Annotated in this window: 19 protein-coding genes; 11 read left to right on the forward strand and 8 right to left on the reverse strand. The window is 57.5% G+C overall.

Translation table 11 applies throughout. The features are described from left to right. Together RTK01_RS09685 and RTK01_RS09690 are read left to right on the forward strand one after the other, a co-directional pair. The coding region (locus RTK01_RS09685; protein WP_312280767.1) for an acyl-CoA dehydratase activase-related protein at nucleotides 1-2773 on the forward strand (2773 nt) is incomplete at its 5' end. Nucleotides 2774-2776: 3 nt separating this feature from the next. Continuing rightward, nucleotides 2777-4174 (forward strand): 2-hydroxyacyl-CoA dehydratase, encoded by a 1398-nt coding sequence (locus tag RTK01_RS09690; RefSeq protein ID WP_312280768.1) that lies wholly within the window; start codon nucleotides 2777-2779, stop codon nucleotides 4172-4174. 125 nt (nucleotides 4175-4299) lie between these two features. On the opposite strand, the gene RTK01_RS09695 is transcribed toward RTK01_RS09690, so the two are convergent. Then, nucleotides 4300-5448 (reverse strand): GGDEF domain-containing protein, encoded by a 1149-nt coding sequence (locus tag RTK01_RS09695; protein ID WP_312280769.1) that lies wholly within the window; start codon nucleotides 5446-5448, stop codon nucleotides 4300-4302. Nucleotides 5449-5775: 327 nt separating this feature from the next. On the opposite strand from RTK01_RS09695, the gene RTK01_RS09700 reads away from it, so the two are divergent. Together RTK01_RS09700 and RTK01_RS09705 are read left to right on the forward strand one after the other, a co-directional pair. Continuing rightward, nucleotides 5776-7041 carry a methionine gamma-lyase family protein gene (locus RTK01_RS09700; protein ID WP_312280785.1) on the forward strand — a complete coding sequence of 422 codons (1266 nt, stop codon included), beginning with the start codon at nucleotides 5776-5778 and terminating at the stop codon, nucleotides 7039-7041. Between the two features lie 93 nt (nucleotides 7042-7134). Next, a complete protein-coding gene (locus RTK01_RS09705; RefSeq protein WP_312280770.1) occupies nucleotides 7135-8040 on the forward strand; it encodes an EamA family transporter in 906 nt (301 codons plus the stop codon). A 147-nt stretch (nucleotides 8041-8187) separates the two neighbouring features. Here RTK01_RS09705 and RTK01_RS09710 read toward each other — a convergent pair whose 3' ends face one another. Next, on the reverse strand, nucleotides 8188-8724 hold the full coding sequence (locus tag RTK01_RS09710; protein ID WP_312280771.1) for an O-acetyl-ADP-ribose deacetylase: 537 nt from the start codon (nucleotides 8722-8724) through the stop codon (nucleotides 8188-8190). Between the two features lie 272 nt (nucleotides 8725-8996). Between RTK01_RS09710 and RTK01_RS09715 the strand changes: the two genes are divergently transcribed. Then, nucleotides 8997-9662 (forward strand): hydrolase, encoded by a 666-nt coding sequence (locus RTK01_RS09715; protein ID WP_312280772.1) that lies wholly within the window; start codon nucleotides 8997-8999, stop codon nucleotides 9660-9662. A 46-nt stretch (nucleotides 9663-9708) separates the two neighbouring features. Here RTK01_RS09715 and RTK01_RS09720 read toward each other — a convergent pair whose 3' ends face one another. Next, nucleotides 9709-11067 carry an 8-oxoguanine deaminase gene (locus RTK01_RS09720; protein WP_312280773.1) on the reverse strand — a complete coding sequence of 453 codons (1359 nt, stop codon included), beginning with the start codon at nucleotides 11065-11067 and terminating at the stop codon, nucleotides 9709-9711. A 142-nt stretch (nucleotides 11068-11209) separates the two neighbouring features. On the opposite strand from RTK01_RS09720, the gene sdaAB reads away from it, so the two are divergent. Both sdaAB and sdaAA read left to right on the forward strand, forming a co-directional pair. Further along, nucleotides 11210-11878 (forward strand): L-serine ammonia-lyase, iron-sulfur-dependent subunit beta, encoded by a 669-nt coding sequence (gene sdaAB, locus RTK01_RS09725; protein ID WP_312280774.1) that lies wholly within the window; start codon nucleotides 11210-11212, stop codon nucleotides 11876-11878. Next, entirely contained in the window at nucleotides 11878-12753 is an 876-nt protein-coding gene (sdaAA, locus tag RTK01_RS09730) for an L-serine ammonia-lyase, iron-sulfur-dependent, subunit alpha (protein WP_312280775.1), read from the forward strand. Before sdaAB ends, sdaAA begins: the two co-directional genes overlap by 1 nt. Nucleotides 12754-12862: 109 nt before the next feature. On the opposite strand, the gene RTK01_RS09735 is transcribed toward sdaAA, so the two are convergent. From RTK01_RS09735 to RTK01_RS09750, 4 genes are all read right to left on the reverse strand, one after another. Next, the gene (locus tag RTK01_RS09735) at nucleotides 12863-13213 is read right to left on the reverse strand and encodes a helix-turn-helix transcriptional regulator (protein ID WP_312280776.1); all 351 of its coding nucleotides are present in this window, start codon (nucleotides 13211-13213) and stop codon (nucleotides 12863-12865) included. Between the two features lie 391 nt (nucleotides 13214-13604). After that, nucleotides 13605-14471 carry a tetrahydrofolate dehydrogenase/cyclohydrolase catalytic domain-containing protein gene (locus RTK01_RS09740; protein ID WP_312280777.1) on the reverse strand — a complete coding sequence of 289 codons (867 nt, stop codon included), beginning with the start codon at nucleotides 14469-14471 and terminating at the stop codon, nucleotides 13605-13607. Between the two features lie 13 nt (nucleotides 14472-14484). Then, entirely contained in the window at nucleotides 14485-15114 is a 630-nt protein-coding gene (locus tag RTK01_RS09745; protein WP_312280778.1) for a cyclodeaminase/cyclohydrolase family protein, read from the reverse strand. Between the two features lie 222 nt (nucleotides 15115-15336). Then, nucleotides 15337-16284: an Ig-like domain-containing protein gene (locus RTK01_RS09750; RefSeq protein ID WP_312280779.1), complete on the reverse strand. Its 948-nt coding sequence runs from the start codon at nucleotides 16282-16284 to the stop codon at nucleotides 15337-15339. A 237-nt stretch (nucleotides 16285-16521) separates the two neighbouring features. Here RTK01_RS09750 and udk point away from each other — a divergent pair, with 237 nt between their 5' ends. Next, complete coding sequence (gene udk, locus RTK01_RS09755; RefSeq protein ID WP_312280780.1) at nucleotides 16522-17139, forward strand: uridine kinase; 618 nt, start codon at nucleotides 16522-16524, stop codon at nucleotides 17137-17139. A gap of 259 nt (nucleotides 17140-17398) precedes the next feature. Further along, nucleotides 17399-18322, forward strand: coding sequence for a LysR family transcriptional regulator (locus RTK01_RS09760; RefSeq protein WP_312280781.1), 924 nt, complete (start codon nucleotides 17399-17401; stop codon nucleotides 18320-18322). Nucleotides 18323-18463: 141 nt separating this feature from the next. Here the strand turns inward: RTK01_RS09760 and RTK01_RS09765 are convergent, their stop codons facing one another. Next, nucleotides 18464-19102, reverse strand: a complete 639-nt coding sequence (locus tag RTK01_RS09765; protein ID WP_312280782.1) for a TrkA C-terminal domain-containing protein — start codon at nucleotides 19100-19102, stop codon at nucleotides 18464-18466. A 310-nt stretch (nucleotides 19103-19412) separates the two neighbouring features. On the opposite strand from RTK01_RS09765, the gene RTK01_RS09770 reads away from it, so the two are divergent. Continuing rightward, complete coding sequence (locus tag RTK01_RS09770) at nucleotides 19413-20414, forward strand: ABC transporter substrate-binding protein (RefSeq protein WP_312280783.1); 1002 nt, start codon at nucleotides 19413-19415, stop codon at nucleotides 20412-20414. A gap of 9 nt (nucleotides 20415-20423) precedes the next feature. Continuing rightward, the coding region (locus RTK01_RS09775) for an ABC transporter permease subunit (protein WP_312280784.1) at nucleotides 20424-21255 on the forward strand (832 nt) is incomplete at its 3' end.

The raw sequence follows: 21255 nt of genomic DNA on the forward strand, positions 1-21255 counted from the left end.
GCTCTCTATTTCCGGCTCCGCCGGAATGGGCATGGCACAGAGCGTGGAGGTTCCCTTTGTGCAGGAGGTGTTCGCCACCCGCGTGGCGGTGGGGCGGGTTGCTCCCGGAACCGACGTGGTGATTGAGCTGGGCGGCGAAGACGCCAAAATTCTCTTTATGACAAACGGGCTTGAAGTCCGGATGAACGGTTCCTGCGCGGGAGGGACCGGTGCCTTTATCGACCAGATGGCAACGCTTTTGAAGATGACCGCCGAGGAGCTGGACACCGCGGCTCTGCGCGCGGAGAAGACCTATACCATCGCGTCCCGCTGTGGCGTGTTCGCCAAGAGCGACGTGCAGCCCCTCATCAATCAGGGCGCAAAGGCGGACGACATTGCCGCCAGCATTTATCAGGCGGTGGTGAATCAGACCATCGCGGGGCTGGCACAGGGCCGTCCCATCAAGGGAACGATTTTGTATCTGGGCGGGCCGCTGACTTTCTCCAAATGCCTGCGGGAAAGCTTTGACAGCACCCTGGGCGTTGCGGGCGTGTGCCCGGAAAACAGCCTCTTGTTCGTGGCCCTTGGCGCGGCGCTGTACTCCGATCATGAGTTTGATTTAGCCGACGTGGCCCGGCATCTGCGGGAGCGGGGCGCGTCGGAAACCTACCGGTCCCAGCCGCCCCTGTTCGCCGACGAGGAAGAATACGAAAAATTCCGCGCGCGGCACGCAAGAGCGTCTGTTCCGCAGGTCCCTTTCGGTGTGGAGTATGCCGAGCCGGTGCACATCGGGATTGATTCCGGCTCCACCACCGTGAAGGTGGCGGTGATCGACGAACAGGCCAGGCTACTGTTCACGGACTACCGTCCCAACGAGGGCAGTCCCACCGCCCTGATCCGGGAGGTGTTGCTGCGGTTGTATGACGAGCACCCGGCCCTGCAAGTTGCCTCCGTCACCACCACAGGCTATGGCGAGGATTTGGCCAAGGCCGCGTTTCACGCGGATTTCGGTGTGGTGGAAACCGTGGCCCATTTTACTGCGGCGCGGCATTTCCTGCCGGATGTGGATTTCATCATCGACATCGGCGGGCAGGACATGAAGTGCTTCAAGATTGAGAACGGAGCCATTGGCGACATCTTTTTGAATGAAGCCTGCTCCTCCGGCTGCGGCAGCTTTCTTCAGACCTTTGCGCAGGCGTTGGGCAGAGACGTAAAGGAGTTTGCAAAGCTGGGCCTGTTTGCTCGGCGGCCTGTGGACCTGGGAAGCCGGTGCACGGTGTTTATGAACTCCAGCGTGAAGCAGGCCCAGAAGGACGGGGCCTCCATTGAGAACATTTCGGCGGGCCTTTCCATCAGCGTGGTGAAAAACGCCATCTACAAAGTTATCCGCGCCGCCTCTCCCGAAGAGCTTGGCAAAAACATTGTGGTGCAGGGTGGCACATTTTATAACGAGGCGGTTTTGCGGGCCTTTGAAAAGGAGATGGGGACGGAGGTCATCCGCCCCGACATCGCGGGACTGATGGGAGCTTACGGCGCGGCGCTGCACGGCATGGAAAAGGCGGAGCCGGGAAGGCAAAGCACACTTCTGACGGCGGAGCGCCTGCGCGGCTTTACGCAGGATACCCGCAGCAGACTGTGCGGCCTGTGCGGCAACAACTGCCAGCTCACCGTCAACACTTTTTCCGACGGAGCCGTCTTCCTCAGCGGAAACCGCTGCGACCGCCCCGTCACCGGTAAGGCGGACAGCGGGCTGCTGAACCTTTACGAATACAAACGCAGGCTGCTTTTAAGCTATAAGCCCGTCCCCGGAAAACGGGGGAAAATCGGCCTTCCGCTGTGCCTGAACAACTATGAGCTGCTGCCCTTCTGGCACGCGTTTTTTACAAGTCTTGGCTTCACCGTGTACCATAGTCCCCTCAGCAGCCGGGACCTGTATCTGAAGGGGCAGGCCAGCATCCCCAGCGACACCGCCTGCTTCCCGGCAAAGCTGGCCCACGGCCACATCCAATATCTGAGCCGTCTGGGGCTGGACGCGATTTTCTACCCCTGCATGACCTACAATTTGGACGAGGGCAAGGGCGACAATCACTATAACTGTCCTGTGGTGGCCTATTATCCGGAGGTCATCGCCGGGAACTCTCCGGAGATTAAAAGCGTCAAATTTATTTACGACTATGTGGGGCTTCACCACCCCAAGGAGTTTGCTCGCAAGATGCACGGGGTTCTCAAGAAGTATTTCTCCGGCATCAGCCGGAGCGAGATCCGGGAGGCGGCGGACGAAGCCTATGCCGAGTATGAAAAGCACATGGCCCAAATCCGCGGAGAGGGCCAGCGCATCATCAAGCAGGCCCGGGAAGAAGGGCGGCGCATCATCGTTCTGGCCGGTCGGCCCTACCACGCGGACCCGGAGGTGAACCATGGGATCGACACGCTGCTGACCCAGTTCGGCGCGGCGGTGGTGACGGAGGACGCTGTTTCCGAGCTGGTGGACCGGTTTGAAACCTCCGTGCTGAACCAGTGGACCTACCACGCCCGGCTGTACGCCGCCGCGAAATACTGCACACAAAGCAGCGATATGGAGCTGGTGCAGTTGGTGTCCTTCGGCTGCGGCGTAGACGCCATCACATCTGACGAGACGCGGGAAATTTTGCAGGAGGGCGGAAAGCTTTATACCCAGCTAAAAATTGACGAAATTACGAATTTGGGCGCGGTACGTATCCGCCTGCGGAGCCTGTTTGCCGCATTGGAGGAACAGGAAGACCGACGGCTGTACGCCGCGCGGAAGGAGGACTGAGCCATGGAGATGAATTATCCGAAATTTACCCCGGAAATGAAAAAGACACATAAGATACTGATTCCCAGCATGGCTCCCATTCAGTTCCGGATTCTGGCCGCGGCCATGGAGAATCAGGGCTATACCTGTGAGCTTTTGGGCAATTGTGGTTCTCAGGTGGCGGAGAACGGGCTGAAATACGTCCACAACGATACCTGCTATCCCGCGCTGCTGGTCATCGGCCAGTTTTTGGACGCGCTGGATTCCGGAAAATACGATTTGGACCACACGGCCCTCATCATCACACAGACCGGCGGGGGCTGCCGTGCATCCAACTATATTCACCTGCTGCGCAAGGCGCTGGAGCGGGCGGGCTACGGGCAGGTACCCGTGGCAAGTCTGAACTTCTCAGGCCTTGAAAAAGACTCCGGCTTCCCCATGACACTGCTTTTGATGCGCCAGTTGATGGCGGCCATCTACTATGGGGATTTGCTGGCGACCCTTCGGGCCCAGACCGTTCCCTATGAGCTGAACAGAGGCGACGGGGACGCGATGCTTGAAAAATGGCTGACGCACATCTGCGAGAGCATCCGGGCGGGGAAGGGCTATACCAATCGAGAGGTCCGCGCCCTGATGCCGAAAATTGCCGCCGACTTTGCCACCATCTCCGTCCGCCGCACACCCAAGGTGAAGGTGGGCGTGGTGGGGGAGATCTACGTGAAATACTCCCCTCTTGGCAACAACGATTTGGAGAAGTTTCTGGAATCTCAGGACTGTGAAGTGAACCTGCCGGGGCTGATGGGCTTTGTGCAGTACTGCGCCTACAACCCCTCAGAAACGGCGCGGCTGTATGGCGGAAGCTTTTTTGAAAAGCACATTTCTGATGTGGTTCTGGGGTATCTTGCCGGGACGGAGCGGGTGATGCGCAAGGCGCTGGAGAAAAACGGATATCACGCGCCGCTGCCCTTCAAGGAGCTTAGGAAGCTTGCCGAGGGCGTCATCGGTCTTGGCAACAAAATGGGCGAGGGCTGGCTTCTCACCGCCGAGATGATTGAGCTGGTGCGCGCGGGATACGAAAATATCGTCTGTGCGCAGCCTTTCGGCTGCTTGCCCAACCATATCTGCGGCAAGGGCATGGTGAACAAAATCCGGGAGCTGTACCCTCAGGCCAATATTACCCCCATCGACTACGATCCCAGTGCCACCCGGGTAAACCAGGAAAACCGGATCAAGCTGATGCTGGCGGTGGGCCGGGAGCGGCTGGAGAGTGGCGCCGACGAGGAGAAATCGGCTCCGGATCTGCAACCTACGTTGGAACTCGACGCGGATTTGATGCGGGAGCCGGAGATCGGGCTGGCACCTGAGACAGAGGCGGAAGGGAGAGTGGAACCGGCGCTGGAAAAGAAAGCTGCGGGTCGTTAAGTCTGGAGAAAGCATCAATCAAACAAGCGCCGCCCGCAATGCGGGCGGCGCTTGTTTGTCTTTTGATATGCCCAAACCGAAAAGCCCGGTTTTAAAGGCTTTTTTTCAGGGAAAGTCCCGCAGGCTTATTCTGCCCGTTCCAGCTCTGGTCCCCACAGAGAAACGCCGCCCCGCTGCACGCGCTTGGCGCGATAAAGCGCCGCGTCGGCCCGGTTCATAAGGGCTTGCGGGTCTTCGCCGGGGTCGCACGCCGTCAGGCCAATGCTGATGCCGGAGGGAATGGGTCCCGCGTCCGCCTCCACAACCTGAATAAAGTCGGACTGAATCCGATGACACAGAGAAGCCGCTTCTTCTAAGTTACGGGTCTGAAGGATGGCGCAAAACTCATCGCCGCCAAAGCGGAAGGAGCAAAAAGTATCGTCTTCATAGCGCTGAAGAATCCGCCCCAAGGACTGCAAATAGGAATCGCCCCGTATATGCCCCAGCTTGTCGTTCACGTTTTTGAATTGGTCCACGTCCATCATGGCAAAAAACCATTGAGAATGGCTCTTACGTGTGATTTCGGACAGAGCGATTTGCAGGGCTCTCCGGTTTCCAACGCCGGTAAGGCTGTCGGTTCTCGTTTTTTCCCGCAGCCGATGCTGTTCCAAAACCGCGTTGACGCTGAAGTCAATCTGTCGCCGGCAGAGCCGAACCAGAAGACTGGAAATCAGACAGCAGGTGGCCAGTACGGAGAGGGAAATCAACTGATTCAAAACCTCCGGTCCGCTGAGGCGGAAGGGGGGGACGTCGGCAAACCAACTCAGGAAAAGGTCGGAGACGACCTTTCCCGCGATGCAAAGCACGCCCACCAGCGCGGTTAGACGAATCCGCCCGTACAGAATGGTCAGGATCACCGGTAGCATCAGAGCCATATCCATTGCGGGGAAGAAACGGTGCACCGTGTAAAGCACAAGGCCAATGCCTGCCCCGCAGAGGGAAATTACAGCGATGCGGGCATCCTCGTTCAGCTTTTTGCTGCGCCGGGCCAGCAGAGCGGCGCCCAGCAGCACAAGGTTGACAAGCAAAGGCAGTACGATAAACCGGAGCAGATACCGCTCGGCAGATGCAATGGGAAGCCGGAAAAAGTCGGCCGCAAAAAGAACCAGACACTCCAGCACCACGGCGATAAAAACAGCGGCGGACATAATCAGCAGGTGAAGCTTCATCCAGATGCCGCAAATGTCTCCGGGCGTTTGTCCCGCGCTCTGATACTCAGTCGAAGGTTGTCCCAATATCCTGCGCCCCCGTTTCTAGAATGCTTACCTGATCTGCTTTACAGATGCCTGATTAATCAATTAAATAGTAATTTTTATTATAACAGGCGAGCTTTTGTTTGTCATCAGCTTTTTGGAAAATTTCCCTAATTTTCCAATTTGCACAAAAGAGTTTTCATAATTTCACAGACAGTCTCCGACGAAGAGTCGGGGGAAAGAGGAGACAGCCTTTTTCTTGCGTTTTTTTGGCGAGTGTGCTAAAGTAAGGAAGCCGCCGACCTCCGCCGGTTATCCCCGGCGAATTCAAAAGCGGCAAAGGAATTGAAGAGCTTGAACAATCAGAATATGTATGAGGCCCTAGGCGTGAGCCGGGCCGTGTATGAAATTGGAGAGGCCGTGCTGACCGCCCTGCGGGAGCGGTTTGCGGAGATAGACGCGGCGGCAGAGTATAATCAGGGCAAGGTGCTGCTGGCCATGCAGAAAAACAGAGTCAGCGCCGCCCATTTCGCCGCTACCACGGGCTACGGCTACAACGACGAGGGCCGGGACAATCTGGAGCGGATATATGCTGACGTGTTTCACACCGAGGCGGCGCTGGTGCGCCCGCAGATTACCTGTGGAACCCACGCGCTGGCGGTGGCATTGTCCGCCAACCTCTTGCCGGGGGACGAGTTGCTTTCCCCCGTGGGCGCGCCCTACGACACGCTGGAGGAGGTCATCGGTATCCGGGAGAGCAAGTGCTCGTTAAAGGAATACGGCGTGACCTATGCGCAGGCTGATTTAAAAGAGGACGGAAGCTTTGATTACGACGCTATCCGGGCCGCAATCAATGACCGGACAAAGCTGATTACCATTCAGCGTTCCAAGGGCTACGCCACCCGTCCCAGCTTTTCCGTCCCCCAGATCGGAGAGCTGATTGCCTTTTGCAAGTCCGTGAAATCGGACGTGAAATGCATGGTGGACAACTGCTATGGCGAGTTTGTGGAGCTGGAAGAGCCCTCCGACGTGGGGGCGGACATGGTGGTGGGCAGTCTCATCAAAAACCCCGGTGGCGGTCTTGCGCCCGTGGGCGGATATATCTGCGGCACGAAGGAATGCGTGGAACGGTGCGCCTACCGGCTCTCCGCCCCAGGACTGGGGCAGGAAGTGGGCGCAAATCTGGGCCTGATGCCCGCGCTGTATCAGGGCCTGTTCTTGTCGCCCACGGTGGTGTCCGGTGCGTTGAAGGGCGCGATTTTTGCCGCCAACATCTATGAAAAGCTGGGCTTTGTCTGTGTCCCCGGCGGGGCCGAGGACCGCCACGACATCATTCAGGCGGTCACATTGGGAAGCCGCGAGGCCATGGTAGCCTTCTGCAAGGGCATCCAGTCCGCTGCCCCCGTGGACAGCTACGTCACTCCGGAGCCGTGGGCCATGCCGGGCTACGATTCCGATGTGATTATGGCGGCGGGCGCGTTTGTGCAGGGGAGCTCCATCGAGTTATCCGCCGACGGGCCGATTCGGGAGCCTTACGCCGTATATTTTCAGGGCGGCTTGACGTGGTATCACGCAAAGCTTGGCATCCTCATGAGCCTGCAAAAGCTGGTCGAGGCCGGTATTGTGAGGCTGTAAAATGTCTACACCCAATCACTTTTTTAGGAGGAGGCCGCCTCCGGTCCAAAACCGATAAACCTCAAAAAATTTTAATATAGGAGATTTATCTATATGTGGTTTTGGCTTTCTATGATTACTCTGCTCTGCTGGAGCGGGTCGGACCTTTTTTCTAAAATCGGCTGCCGCGATCAGGACAAATATGCGCACCTTAAAATGGTGATGGCCGTGGGCCTTGTGATGGGCCTTCACGCCGCCTATGAGGTTTTTATCGGCGGGGCGGAGATTTCCGTTTCTATCCTGCTGACGTACCTGCCTGTTTCCGCGCTGTATATTCTGTCTATGACCATTGGCTATGTGGGCCTGCGGTACATTGAGCTGTCGATTTCCTCGCCTATTTGTAATTCCTCCGGGGCGCTTGTGGCGGTGCTGATTCTGGTCACCGGCGGCGCAGGCGACATGAACGGCTGGCAGCTTGCCGCCGTGGCGCTGGTGTGCGCGGGCGTGGTGGGCCTTGGCGTTGTGGAGACCCACGAGGACGCGGATCTGCGCGCCCTGCGGCAGGAGGCGTCCAATTACAAATACGCAAAGTCCGCGCTGGCCTTGGTGCTGCCAATTCTCTACTGCCTGCTGGACGCGCTGGGGACCTTTGCGGATTCTCTGGTGCTGCGCACGCTGAACGAAGACTCTGCCAATGTTGCCTATGAGCTGACGTTTTTTGTCTGCGCGGTGGCGTGCTTTATCTACGTGGTGCTGGTGAAAAAGCAGCCACTGGTTCCCAAGCAGGAAGCGCCCAAATACGTGGGCGCCCTGTGCGAGACGGCGGGCCAGTTTGCCTATATCTACGCCATCGGAGATGAGGAGCATGTGATGATGGCTGCGCCCATCATCTCGGCTTACTGCGTGGCTTCCGTGGTGTGGAGCCGCATTTTCCTGAAAGAAAAGCTCTCCGTGCGGCACTACGCGGCGATTGCCACAGTCATTGTGGGCATCGTGATTCTGGGCGTGTTTGACGCATAAGCCACGGCGTAACCAACCGTTGCAGAGCCGGTTTCATGCGGAGGCACGCATTCCTGAGACGACCATTCAGCAATAGAGAGCACCCTCTTCCCACGGGAAGAGGGTGCTTTTCAGCTACCGTCACAGATGCGGCGCGACGCGTGGAAATCACAGCCGTTCCGCCTTGGTTCCGGCGTACCAAAAATTGTAGGTCTGCCGCCAGATTTTTGCGGTTTCTTCCGTGTGGCAGATAATCCGCACGCTGCGGGGCGTTTCATGTTCGTAAAGAAAATCCATGATCGTCCGCAGGGCCACCGCAGCGGCCTGCGCCGCCGGATAGCCGAAAACCCCGGTGGAAATACAGGGGAAATCCACAGATTGAATGCGATGCTCCTTGGCAAGATACAGACAGGAACGGTAGCAGGAGGCAAGCTGCTCCGCCTCACCAGATTGCCCGCCTTGCCACACGGGGCCGGGCGTGTGGAGCACATACCGGGCCTTCAGCCGATAGCCCTTTGTCAATTTCGCCTGCCCCGTGGGGCAGCCGCCAAGCGTGCGGCACTCCTCCAAAAGCTCCGGGCCGGCAGCGGCGTGAATAGCACCGTCCACACCGCTGCCGCCAAGAAGCGACTCGTTGGCGGCGTTGACAATGGCCTCTGCGTTTGATTGGGTAATATCTCCCACAAGAATGGAAAAACGGTCCATAAAGGTGCCTCCTTTTGCAGTTTTCTGCATATTTTTTCCAGTCGAACCGCGGGCCGTATACCCGACGGCGATTGTCTCGCAAGGGCTGTCAGTTCCGGTGGGCGGTGTGTGCCGCATCTGACGGTCCCGGGCTGCGGCGCTTGCTCCATACCTGACGCTCCGGCATGAGGACGGACCCTTTACAGCGCTTTTACTTGCGTTTACGGCGGTAAAGTGATAAAATACATACCATAATATTAGTTTTTTGATTGTATCGCAAAAGGAGGTCATCCATGCCCAAACACATGCCTACCTATACCGGGACGTTGCGCAGTCACACGCTGGCGCTTCCTCAGTGCGTCAGCGAGTGCGGCGGCATCCGCATTTTTGGCCGGCGCATCAAGTCTCTGGCCTTTTCCACAGACGTGGCCATTGTTAAAAATATCAACGCCGACGCCATCATCGCCGTCTATCCCTTTACGCCCCAGCCGGTGATTTCTCAGGCCATTATCAGCGTGTCGGATGTGCCGGTGTTCGTGGGAGTGGGCGGCGGCATCACAACAGGAGCCCGGGCCGTCCGTCTGGCAATTCAGGCGGAGCATCAGGGAGCCTACGGTGTGGTGCTGAACGCGCCTACGGACAACGCCATCATTCGCCAGATCAAGGAAGAGGTGGACATTCCGGTGATTATCACCGTGGTGTCCGAGCAAACGGACATCCGCGCCCGCATGGATGCGGGGGCCGATTTCCTCAACGTGTCCGGCGCGGCCAGAACCCCGGAGATCGTGGCCCACATCCGAAATCAGTTTCCCGAGGTGCCCATCATCGCAACCGGCGGGCCTACGGACGAAACGGTCCTCAAGACCATCCGGGCCGGGGCCAACGCCATCACCTACACACCCCCCAGCACCGGTGAGCTGTTTGCCAAAATTATGGACAGGTACAGGGATACACTTTAAAGGCAGGCGCTCCTCCAAAAGCGGGGGGAGCGCCTTTTTCATCGCATTACGCCCGGGCCAGATATTCCCCGCAGACCCGCCGGGCCTCGGCCGCCACGGCATCCTCGTCCACAGTGACCAGCCGACCATCCCGGACCACAATTTTTCCGCCCACCACCGTCGTGTCCACAGGGCCGCGCAGGCCCATGGTGGCGAGGACAGCGGCGGGGTCGTATTCGCCGCCCACCAGTTCCAGACGGCGGGAGTCCACCAAAAAGAAGTCCGCGCAGTTGCCAACCGCCAGAGAGCCGATATCCTCTCTTCCCAGCAGGCGGGCGCTGCCCCGGGTGGCCAGCTTCAAAATCTCATACCCCGAGGGGGCGGCGGCACTGGAGTTGAGCCGGTGGAGCAAAAATGCCACCCGCAGCTCCTCCATCAAAGACGAGCCGTCGTTGCTGGCGGAGCCATCCACCGCAAGGCCCACCGGAACACCCAGCTTCATCATCTCGGGAATCCGGGCAATGCCGGAGCTGAGCTTCATGTTGGAAATGGGGCAGTGGGCCACGCCCGTGCCGGTGCGGGCAAGCTCTTGCAGTTCCTCCGTGTTAAAATGGATGCCGTGGGCATACCACACGTCTGGTCCCGTCCAGCCGAGGGAGGCCATGTATTCAAGGGGACGCATTTGGAAACGCTCTAAGGTATAGCGCTCCTCGTCCTTTGTTTCCGCCAGATGGGTGTGCAGCCGCACGCCATACTGCCGGGCCAGCACAGCGCTCTGGCGCAGCAGCTCCGGCGAGACGGAGAAGGGCGAGCAGGGGGCCAGCGCCACCTGACGCATGGAGCCAAAGGATGCGTCGTGATATGCCTCGATGCACCGGGCGGAGTCGCGCATGATTTCGTCCACCGCCTGCACCACGCTGTCCGGCGGAAGGCCCCCGTCCTTTTTGGACAGGTCCATGCTGCCTCGGGAGGTGTGGAACCGCACGCCAAGCTCCGCCGCCGCCGCAAACTGCACGCCCATCAGATCGCCCGCTCCGGAGGGAAAGACATAGTGATGGTCAAACACGGTGGTGCAGCCGTGCTTCAAAAGCTCGCCGCAGCCCGTCAGGGTGCTGAGGCGGATCGCTTCGCCGTCCAGTCCCTTCCAGATTTCATACAGGGCGGTGAGCCAGTCGAACAGCTCCAGATTCTGCACCTGGGGCAGGTTTCTCGAAAAGGTCTGGTACAGGTGGTGGTGGGTGTTCACAAGCCCCGGGTAGCACCAGAAATGAGAACCGTCCAAAACCTCGTCGGCAGACTGGGGCAGCGCTGTTCCCATGGCACGCAAAACGCCGTTTTCACAGTAGAGATCGATGTTTCTCAAAATCCGGTCATCGTCATCGCAGGTCACCACGGCGGACAGATTTTTAATCAGCAGAGAGGACATGGCGCAGCTCCTTTCAACATTAAAACAGGTTGCATCGTTTTTTACGACTATTCTAACAGAAGTATCAAAAAAATCAACTTGAAACCTCATAAAATTTGTAGTAAGCTGAAAGAAAGTTTTGAAACAGGGAAGGGGGGGCCTTATGCTGGATATTTTTGATATCCTGGGTCCCATTATGGTGGGGCCGTCCAGCTCTCACACGGCGGGGGCGGTGCGGATTGGCAACATGGCCCGGTCGCTGCTGGGCGGCGAGCCGAAAACGGCAAATATCGGACTGCACGGCTCTTTTGCGGAGACGGGGCCGGGACACGGCACGGACCGGGCGCTGGTGGCAGGGCTTCTGGGGATGCGGCCGGACGATCTGCGGATTCCCCGCAGCCTTGAGCTGGCGGAAAAAGAGGGGCTGGAGGTATCTTTCCACAAGGTTGAGTTGAAGGAGGCCCATCCCAACACGGCGGTGCTCCGCGTCTCCGACGGAAACGGGGGGACGCTGGAGCTTCAGGCCGCATCCACCGGCGGCGGACGCATCCGGGTGGACGCGCTGGATGGCATCCATGTGAATTTCACCGGCATTTTCAACACGCTGGTTATCCGTTCCATCGACGTGCCGGGGAAGCTGGCGGAGGTGACATGGATTCTGGAGCACGGAAACGTGAACATCGCCAACATGAACCTTTGGCGGGCAAAGCGGGGCGGCAGCGTGCTGATGGTGATTGAGACGGACGAAAAGGTGTCCCCCAAGGTGCGGACGCTGATCGGCGAGCTTGAGGATGTGACCGGCGTGACGTATTATGAGAGGGAGGATGCGTAATGGCACTGGATTCCATGCAGGAGATTTTTGACACCGCCGAAGCGGGCGGCAGGGAGTTTTGGGAGGTGGTGCTGGACACCGACATGGAGGAGCGGAGCGTGACGGCAGAGGCGTCCATGGAAAAAATGCGGATTGCGTGGCGGGCCATGCTGGAGGCGGTGGACACCTACCGAGGCGACCGCCTCTCCGCCAGCGGACTGGTGGGCGGTGACGGAAAGAAGATGCGCAACTACGCGGCGGAGATGAACACCCTTTCGGGGCCTTATCTCTCGGCGGTGATTGCCTCCGCGCTTTGTACGGGCGAGTCCAACGCCTGTATGCGCCGGATCGTGGCGGCGCCCACAGCGGGCGCCAGCGGCGTGTTGCCTGCGGTGCTGATTCCCCTCTACCACCGAGGCGACATCGACGAGGACGCCGCTGTCCGCGGGTTGTATGTGGCGGCAGGCATCGGCGCGGTGGTGGGCAGCCGGGCCTGTATTTCCGGGGCCTCCGGCGGCTGTCAGGCAGAAATCGGAACGGCCTCCGCCATGGCGGCGGGTACGCTGACGGCTTTGCGGGGCGGCTCCTGCCAGCAAATCGGCCATGCGGTGGCCATGGCGCTGAAAAACCTTTTGGGCCTTGTGTGCGACCCCGTGGCGGGCCTTGTGGAGGTCCCCTGCGTAAAGCGGAACGTGGTGGGCGCGGTCAACGCCGTGAGCTGCGCGGACATGGCCCTTGCGGGGGTGGAGAGCCGGGTTCCTGTGGATCAGGTGATCGACTGCATGGGCGCGGTGGGCCGCAAAATGTCCGAAGAGTTTCGTGAGACGGCGCTGGGCGGTCTTGCGGATTCCCCCTTTGGCCGGGAGGTCAAGGAGCGGATGAAAAACCGGGTATAAATAAAAGGTCGGACCATCGTATCACTTCGATAAGGCTGTTTGAGGGCATCACCGTTTTATCCACGGTGATGCCCTCATTTTGTGTTATAATCATTATGTGAATGCCAAGTTATTCAACTTCCTTTAGCAAATCTTCCGCTGAGATACCGTACAAATTTGCAAGAGCCAGAAGATTTGAAGTGCTTGGATCAGAAGTACCGCTTTCCCATTTTGATACGGCTTGCCGACTGACGCCGATACTTTCCGCAACAAATTCCTGTGTCATTTTGCAGCGGGTACGGTTTGCCTTCAGTGCTTCACCAAGCGACCTTGTTACCCTTCCTTTTTCTTTCCGCACGCTGTCAGAACGGATATACTTCTGAAGCGCCTTAATTACCAGTATAACAAGGACAATGACAACTGCCGCAATAGTGAGATAGATTACGAAACCTCCAAGCAAAAACGAAAAGCTAATATTCATTGAGTATTCCTCCTCTTATGTTGGCTCCATTTTAACAAAAGCGGTTACATGACACGACCAACATACACGCAACTTTAGGTAGAATTCCGGTTGCATCAATGAATATAAGCCTTTTTAGCAAGATTATATAAAGCATCAACCCTATTTCTATATTTCTATTATAACAGCGATAAATGACTGTCGCAATCACAATATGGCTATGGCAAAATACGTCACTGTATGACAAGCTTATCGGGAAGTGCCCCGACCTCCTCAAAAAAGAAAGGAGGCAACTATGAAAAAACATCATGCCTGCCGCCTTTGAAAACAGCCTTATGCGCCGCCCACAATGGAGCGGACCTTTTTTGTATGGCTGCTTGCGCTTCTTCCGATGAGGGAGGCAGAGACTTGCTCAGTCGTCCCACTTCACGCCTGCGGCCTTGGCCGCCGCGTCGATAACGTGCCCGGCCAGCACGGTGGAGGTCACCGTGCCCACGCCGCCGGGAACCGGCGTGATGGCGGCGACCACCGGCTCAACACTTGTAAAGTCCGCATCGCCGTGCATGGTGCCATCGGCGTCTACATGGATTCCCACGTCGATCACGGTCTGCCCCGGGGCCACGCACGCACCGTCCACCGCCTCGGCTTTTCCGGCGGCCACAATCAAAACCTCCGCCCGGCGGCACTCCTCCGCCAAGTCTTTCGTGTGGGTGTGGCAGGTGGTGACGGTGGCGTTTCGGGCCAGCAGCAGCATGGCCACAGGCTTTCCAATGACAAGGCTGCGACCAACCACCGTCACGCGCTTCCCGTCCAAATCACAGCCGTAATAATCCAAAAGCTCCATACAAGCCTGCGCGGTGCAGGGGGGATAGCCCGCGCCCTTACCGGTGAATACCCGGGCAAGGGACCCGCCGGTGATGCAGTCCACGTCCTTTTCGGGAAACAGGGCTTCACAGGCTGCCTGCTCGTTCAGTGTTTTGGGCAGGGGGCGCAGCATCAAAAGGCCGTGGATGTCCGCAGCCCCGTTGACACTTTGGATGGCCTCCATCAGCTCCGTCTGGGTGCAGTCGGCGGAAAGGGTCAGCTTTTTGACCGCCACGCCAAGCTTTTCGCAGCGCTTCACCGCACCCCGCTCATAGGCCAGATCGTCGGGGCGCTCGCCAACCCGCAGAATGGCCAGCGTGGGCTTCACGCCCTTTTCTTCAAGTGTTTGCACCCTCTCCACAAGACGAAGGCTCAATGCCTCCGCCACTTCTTTTCCGCTTAAAATCCTTGCCATACGCGCTCTCCTCTCACTTTCCCCGAAGCTGGACCCGCACCGCGTCCGCCACGGCGGTGGCCCGCGCGCCGTATTCTTGCAGCAGCGCGTCGGTCCGGTGCTCCAGCGCTGTCGCCGTTACGCGGTTGTTCATGGTCTTCGTGTTGATAAACACATTCAGCGCGGCGCATTCCATGGCTGCCCGACAGCAGATCGCTCCGCAACCCACGTCGGAAATCAGCATCACGCTGCTCTTTTCCAGCAGACCCTCCAGCAGCTCCACGGCCTTGGCGCACTGCTCCAGCGTTTCCATGGGCGCGGCGCAGGCTCGCTTGGTGGCCTCTTCCAAAACTGCGTCATGGGTGGGGTCGTCTTTGGGGATGGAATAAGCGCGGGACAGAGGTTCAAAGGCCGCTGCGTCTGCGTCCACCAGCTCCAGAAGGCGCGTTTGAATTTCTGCTCCTTTTTCAAGCAGGACGCGGAGGTCCTCCTCCACGGCGGCGTATTTTTTCCTCCCCAGAGTCATGTTCCCCGCCATGGAGCCCAAAGCGGAGCCCAGCGCGCCCACCAGAGCGGATGCGCCGCCGCCGCCGGGAACAGGGACTTTGGCCGCGAGGAGGGAGGTAAACTCCCGGCAGGTTCGATCAATCAGCTTTTCGGGCATGGACAAATCCTCCGTTTTTCTTATCAGTTTTTGGCGCGTTTACTGGAAAATAGTATACCCCTATCCCAATAAAATTGCAACGCTTTGCAGGCTGGATAAAACGAGGCCCGAATTTCCGCATGAGGGACAGAAATCTGATGTCCCGGCGTTGCCGGTGCGATAAAAAGCGCTCTCCGAGGCTTCGAGACTTCGGAGAGCGCTTTTTATAAAATGAATCCGTTGTTATTTTACCCGGACGATGCAGGTCAGGCTGTTCCCGTCGTAGGACATGGTGACAGTCGCCATACCGCCGGACACGCCGGTGACCATCCCGCTGCCGTTGACAGTGGCCACGCCGGGGTTGCTGCTGGACCAGGTCTGGGCGGTGGTGATTCCGGTGTTCTTGAGCTGGAAGCTCTCACCTATGCCCAAGGTGAAGTCCTCCCGGTTCAGCTTCACGTCGCCGCCGGAGGGTGTGACGGTGTTTCCGGAGCTGCCGGAAGAACCGGAGCCTGCGCGCACCCGCACGATGCAAAGGCCCTTTCCGGTGCCGTCGGTGGCGTAAATATTGATGATTCCGGCAGAAATGGCCGTCACTGTGCCGTTTTCGTCCACGGAGGCAATTCCGTCGTCCTCGCTGTACCAGGTATAACTCCCGCTGCCGCCGGAAACGGTCAGCTTCACTGCCGGGTCCCCAACAGGGAGGGTAAAGTCCGTCTTGGAGAGGGTCAGAGTGTCGGGCAGAGCCGCCACCTGCTCCACCGTCAGCCCGGAGGGGTCCGTTTTCGTTCCGCTTCCCGGCTCTATCACGCTTCCCGGATCTTCACCGGCAGAGGAAGAAGAATCTCCGGAGGAATCTCCGATCCCCGGCAGACTAGTATCTCCGGAGGAACCGCCGCTTTGAGATGGATCGACTTGGGAGGAGGAGACGCCCGGTTCTGTGCCGCCGCCCAGCTTTTCCTTGATGCTGTCGCCGAAGAACAGCCAGCCCAGCGTCACCGCCAGCACAAGAATTACCACAACCAGAACGGGGGTCAAAATGCTTGGCTCCTTCCGGCAGGCGGAGCGCCGCGTACCCTTTCGGCGGAAGGGACGCTCCTCTGAAAGCGCAGCCTCCTCCTCACAGAAGGGACAGCACTTATATGTATCGGAATACTTTTCCCCGCAATCGGGGCAGCGTTTCATGGCCATGAATATCCTCCTTCGGAGCGGTGGGTGTTTTTATGATCACTTGACATAATATCGGGTTTTTCCTGCACAGTCAAGGCCATGAAGACGAATTTTGCGGAATTCCGTTTTTTTCCGTGGTTTTCACTTGCATTTGGGGGTCACCGTCTCTATAATATTCTGAGGTTCTTCCCTATTTTCCTCGCGGGGAATTACCGATGGCGGGCGGCGCATGCCCCCGCGGAGAGGGGGGAAAGCCCGATGGATATTATTTTAATCGGCGTGGCGGGGGGGACCGGCTCCGGCAAGACAACCCTGACCCGGCGGCTGAAGGAGCATTTTGGGGACGATGTGACTGTGGTGGGCCACGACAGCTATTACAAGTTGCAGGAGGGCGTCTCCTTAGAGGAGCGGACACGCCAGAATTACGACCACCCCAGCGCCTTTGACACCGACCTTCTGATTGAACACCTGCGGGCGCTGAAACGGGGGGAACCCATTGCGTGTCCCGTGTATTCCTTTACGGACTTTAACCGCACCGAGCAAACGGTGACAATTTTTCCCGCCAAGGTCATCATTGTGGAGGGATTTTTGATTTTTCAGAATCCCATCCTGCGGGAGATGTTCGACATTAAAATTTTCGTGGAGACGGACGCGGACGAGCGCATCCTGCGCCGCGCTCTGCGGGACGTGGAGGACCGGGGAAGAAGTCTCCAGTCCGTCGTCAAGCAGTATCTCACCACCGTGAAGCCCATGCACGAGCGGTATGTGGAGCCTTTTCGGAAGTACGCCGACATCATTGTGTTGGGCGGCGGACGCAATCTGGTGGCGCTGGAAATGATGATTCAGCGCATTCAGGCTCACATCGACAGGAATTAGAAGACAAGAGACCCGCCATCAGGCGGGCCCCTTTTTTTGCGGGCATTGGACCGAAATTATGCCTTTAAAACGCTTTTCCGAAAAAATTAACAAATATTGTATTTACAATTACCATCAGCAGTCCTTATAATGATAACAATTCAACAGGCAGGAAACCGAAAAAGCCCGGGTTTGCTTCCGGAAGGACGGGCCGCCGGGGCGGAAGGCATAAAATCAAGCGCAGTCTCAAAAAAGTCCCAAACGCAAAGGAGGAGGCGTCATGTCGGTGAAGCTGGAGCTGTATCGGGTATTCAAGGAGGTGGCCGAGGCGGGGAACATCTCGGTGGCCGCAAAAAATCTCTATATTTCCCAGTCGGCGGTAAGCCAGTCCGTCAAGCAGTTGGAAACGGCCTTGCAGGCGCGGCTGTTTTCCCGCAGCCCCCGGGGCGTTTCCCTAACAGGGGAGGGGCAACTGCTGTATGACTATGTTCGTTCTGCGCTGGGGCTTTTGGCCACGGGGGAGGACAAGCTTTCTCAGGCCCAGCAGCTCATGCTGGGCACGTTGGTGATCGGCGCCAGCGACACCGTGACGGGCCAGTTTTTGACCCCTTATCTGGAGTCGTTTCACCGGCTTCACCCCGGTATCCGACTGAAAATTATCAGCGGACGGAGCGCCAAGGTTTTGAGTCTGCTGCGCTCCGGCTCCGTGGACATCGCGTTTGCATCCACCCCGGCGGAGTGGGAGCGGCTGGAGGCGTGGCCCTGCTTTTCCACCCACAGCGTGTTTGTGGCGGGCGGCGGCTACGGCTGCGATTTCGACCACGTTTACACGCGGGAGGAAATTGCGGCGTTTCCCCTGATTTTGCTGGAGCGCAAGGCCAGCTCCCGTGGCTTTTTGGAGCAGGATTTTCTCCGCTGCGGCGTGACGCTGACTCCGGAAATCGAGCTGAGCTCCCGAAGCCTTCTGGTGACGCTGGCAAAAATCGGTCTGGGCGTGGCGGGTGTGACGCTGGAATTTGTGCAGGATGCGCTGAGCGCGGGAGAGATTCGGCTTTTAAAAACCGACTTCACCATCCCTGCCCGCAGCGTGGAGATGTGCACATTGGTGGACGTGGCCCCCACGGCGGCGGCGGGCGCGTTTATGGAAATGGTGCAGGCCGGGGCGGAAAAGGGAATTCCCCACTCGGAGGAAACTGAAAAATAAACCGCCGAGAGAAATTGAAATAATTGCCGCCAAAAGCGGCGCGCAAACGGAGTGGAGGCCATTTGGCCTCCACTCCGTTTGTGTTGTCCTAATCAAAAAATCAGCCAAGAAAGGCCGCCGCTTTTTTAAAAAAAGAGGCAATTATCCGTCGTTTGCGGAGGTTACAAAATGAATGGCGGAGAGAAGTGTTCGTTCGTCTCCCACAATATAGAGAATATCTCCGCTCAGCAGGGAAGAATAAGGACCGGGGGAGAGGATAATCTGCTCGCCCCGCTCGATGGCAATGATGGTGGCGCCAGTTTTATGCCAGAAGTTCAGGCCGCTGATGCTCTTGCCCGCAACCTGAGAATTGGCAGGCACAGCAATCTCGTAAGGCACAAAGGGCGTGTTTTTCGCTGCACGGCCCGCCGTATTAAGGACAAACAGCAGCTTTTCCATGGCGACGGAGGTTTCGGCAATCTGGCGCTCCATCCAGGATAGCAGCTCGCCCTTCACGTCGGCGGCGCTTTGCAGCTCCCGGCTTTCCTGAATGAACTCCGCGGCCTTTTGCGAAGAGAGAATCCACACGCCGCTGTTTTTCTTAATGTCGAGAATCTCCACATCCTCCAAAAGATGAACCGCCTTGCGAATTGTCTCTGGAGAAACTCCGTACTGGGAGGAGAGCACTGTGCGCCCGGACAGCTTCTGTCCCTCCACATATTTGCCGCCCACAATATCCTGAGCGATGGTAACCGCAATTTTTCGATAAACAGGCAGAGTAATTCCCTTGCTTCTTGCCATAATGATTTCACCGTAATTCCGTTATAATATTTATTGTGCCGCAATATTGCCAGTCTATCACAAAGTTTAGATTTCGTCAAAATAAATTGCTCCTTCTGTATAATCGGAGAGACGGTGAAATAATAAATTCCGCCTCGCATCTTAAATTGTCTGGCAGCATTACAATTTTAAGAAAAAATTCCCCAGAAAATACCATTATTTTTCCGGCAACTTATACAAAAATTAAGATGTCAGTTTGACAAAGTGACAACTTGTTGATATAATATGCAATGTCAGTATTGTGACGTACAAGAAAGGAGTCAGATAGTTTATGAAGAAAACGATCCGGATTACAGGATTGCTTTTGGCAATGATTGTATTGGCTGGCAGCCTTGTTGGCTGCGGAGCAGGGGAGCAGAAGAAGACGAAAACGCTGCGCTTTGCCGATGTTGGCTGGGATTCCATCCTGTTCCACAATGCCGTGGCGGGAACGGTGGCCGAGACGGTGTTTGGCTATCAGTGGACGGAGGTTTCCGGCAGCACACCCATCACCCATGAGGCGGTGAAGAAGGGGGAGATCGACGTACACATGGAGGTGTGGTCTGATAACCTTCCGGACTATAATGCCGATATTGAGGCGGGTGCGCTCAAAGAGGTGGGCGTAAACTTCGACGACAATGCTCAGGGGCTGTATGTGCCGCGCTATGTCATCGAGGGGGACCCGGAACGGGGCATTGAGCCCATGGCGCCGAACCTGAAGACCGTGGCGGACCTCAAGGACTATGCTTCCCTCTTTAAGGACCCCGAGGATTCTTCCAAGGGGATTATCTACGGCGGAATCGCGGGCTGGGAAATTACACAGATTATCCACCAGAAGTACTTGTACTACGGCTTGGACAAAACCTATAACTATATCGAGCCGGGCACCGACGCCGCCACCAGCGCCGTGCTGGTCGCCGCGTATGACAGGGGAGAGCCGGTGGTGGCCTATTATTGGGAGCCGACCTGGCTGCTGGGTAAATACGACTTTGTCCTGCTGGAGGATGAACCCTATGACCCGGAGCTGTTCCTTGAGGGAAAGACACAGTGCCCGCCTGTGCGGGTCACCATTTGCACCAGCAACGATTTTTATGACAGCGACCCGGAGTATGTGGCGTTTTTGTCCAAGTATCACACCACCTCCGCGCTGACCAGCGAGGCCCTTGCCTATATCGAGGAAACCGGCGCGGATTATAAGACGGCGGCAAAGTGGTTTTTAAATGAGCACCGCGACATGGTTGAAACCTGGCTCACTGCGGAGCAGGCCGATACGCTGTATGCGGCCATTGGATAAGGAGGGTGCATGGATTGGTTATTTAATTTTCCCTTTAAAATCAGCATCGATACAAACGCCATAGACAATGCTGTACGCGGCTTTGCCGCTTCACACTCCGCGTTTTTTGACGGAATCAAGTCTGGGTTGACCGGCTTTGTGGGGGCTATCAACTGGATTTTAGGTTATATTCCGTGGTTTGTTTTAATTGCGCTGGTGTTTTTCCTTGGCTGGAAGGGGCATAAGAGCCTGCGTTCCGGCATCACATACGCTGTCTTGCTGTGCGTCATCGGAATGCTGGGATTGTGGGACCTGATGAACCTGACGCTTTCCATTGTGCTGGCAGGTGTGATCATCGCGTTGGTACTGGGGCTGCCTGTCGGCGTGCTTCTCTCCGGCTCCGACCGGGCCAACCGGACGGCGCGGCCGCTGCTGGACATGATGCAGACCATGCCGGTGTTCGTGTATCTGATTCCGGCGGTGATTTTCTTTGGCATGGGCTCTGCCTCCGCCGTGATTGCCACCGTAATTTATGCCATGGTGCCGGTGATTCGCCTCACCAGCCTTGGCATCCGGCAGGTGAATGCCGAGGTGGTGGAGGCTGCGCGCTCCTTTGGCTCCACAAAGCTGCAAATGCTTTTGAAGGTCCAGATGCCGCAGGCCCTTCCAACCATTATGGCGGGGATCAACCAGACCATGATGATGGCCATGTCCATGGTGGTGACCTGCTCCATGATCGGAGCGCGGGGGCTTGGCAACGAGGTGCTCATCGCCGTCAACCGGGTGGGAATTTCCAGAGGCTTTATGGCCGGCGGCTCGGTGGTCATTCTCGCCATTCTTTTGGACCGCCTGACACAGGGCT

It is taken from the genome of Oscillibacter sp. (assembly GCF_031978065.1).
GTDB lineage: Bacteria > Bacillota > Clostridia > Oscillospirales > Oscillospiraceae > Oscillibacter.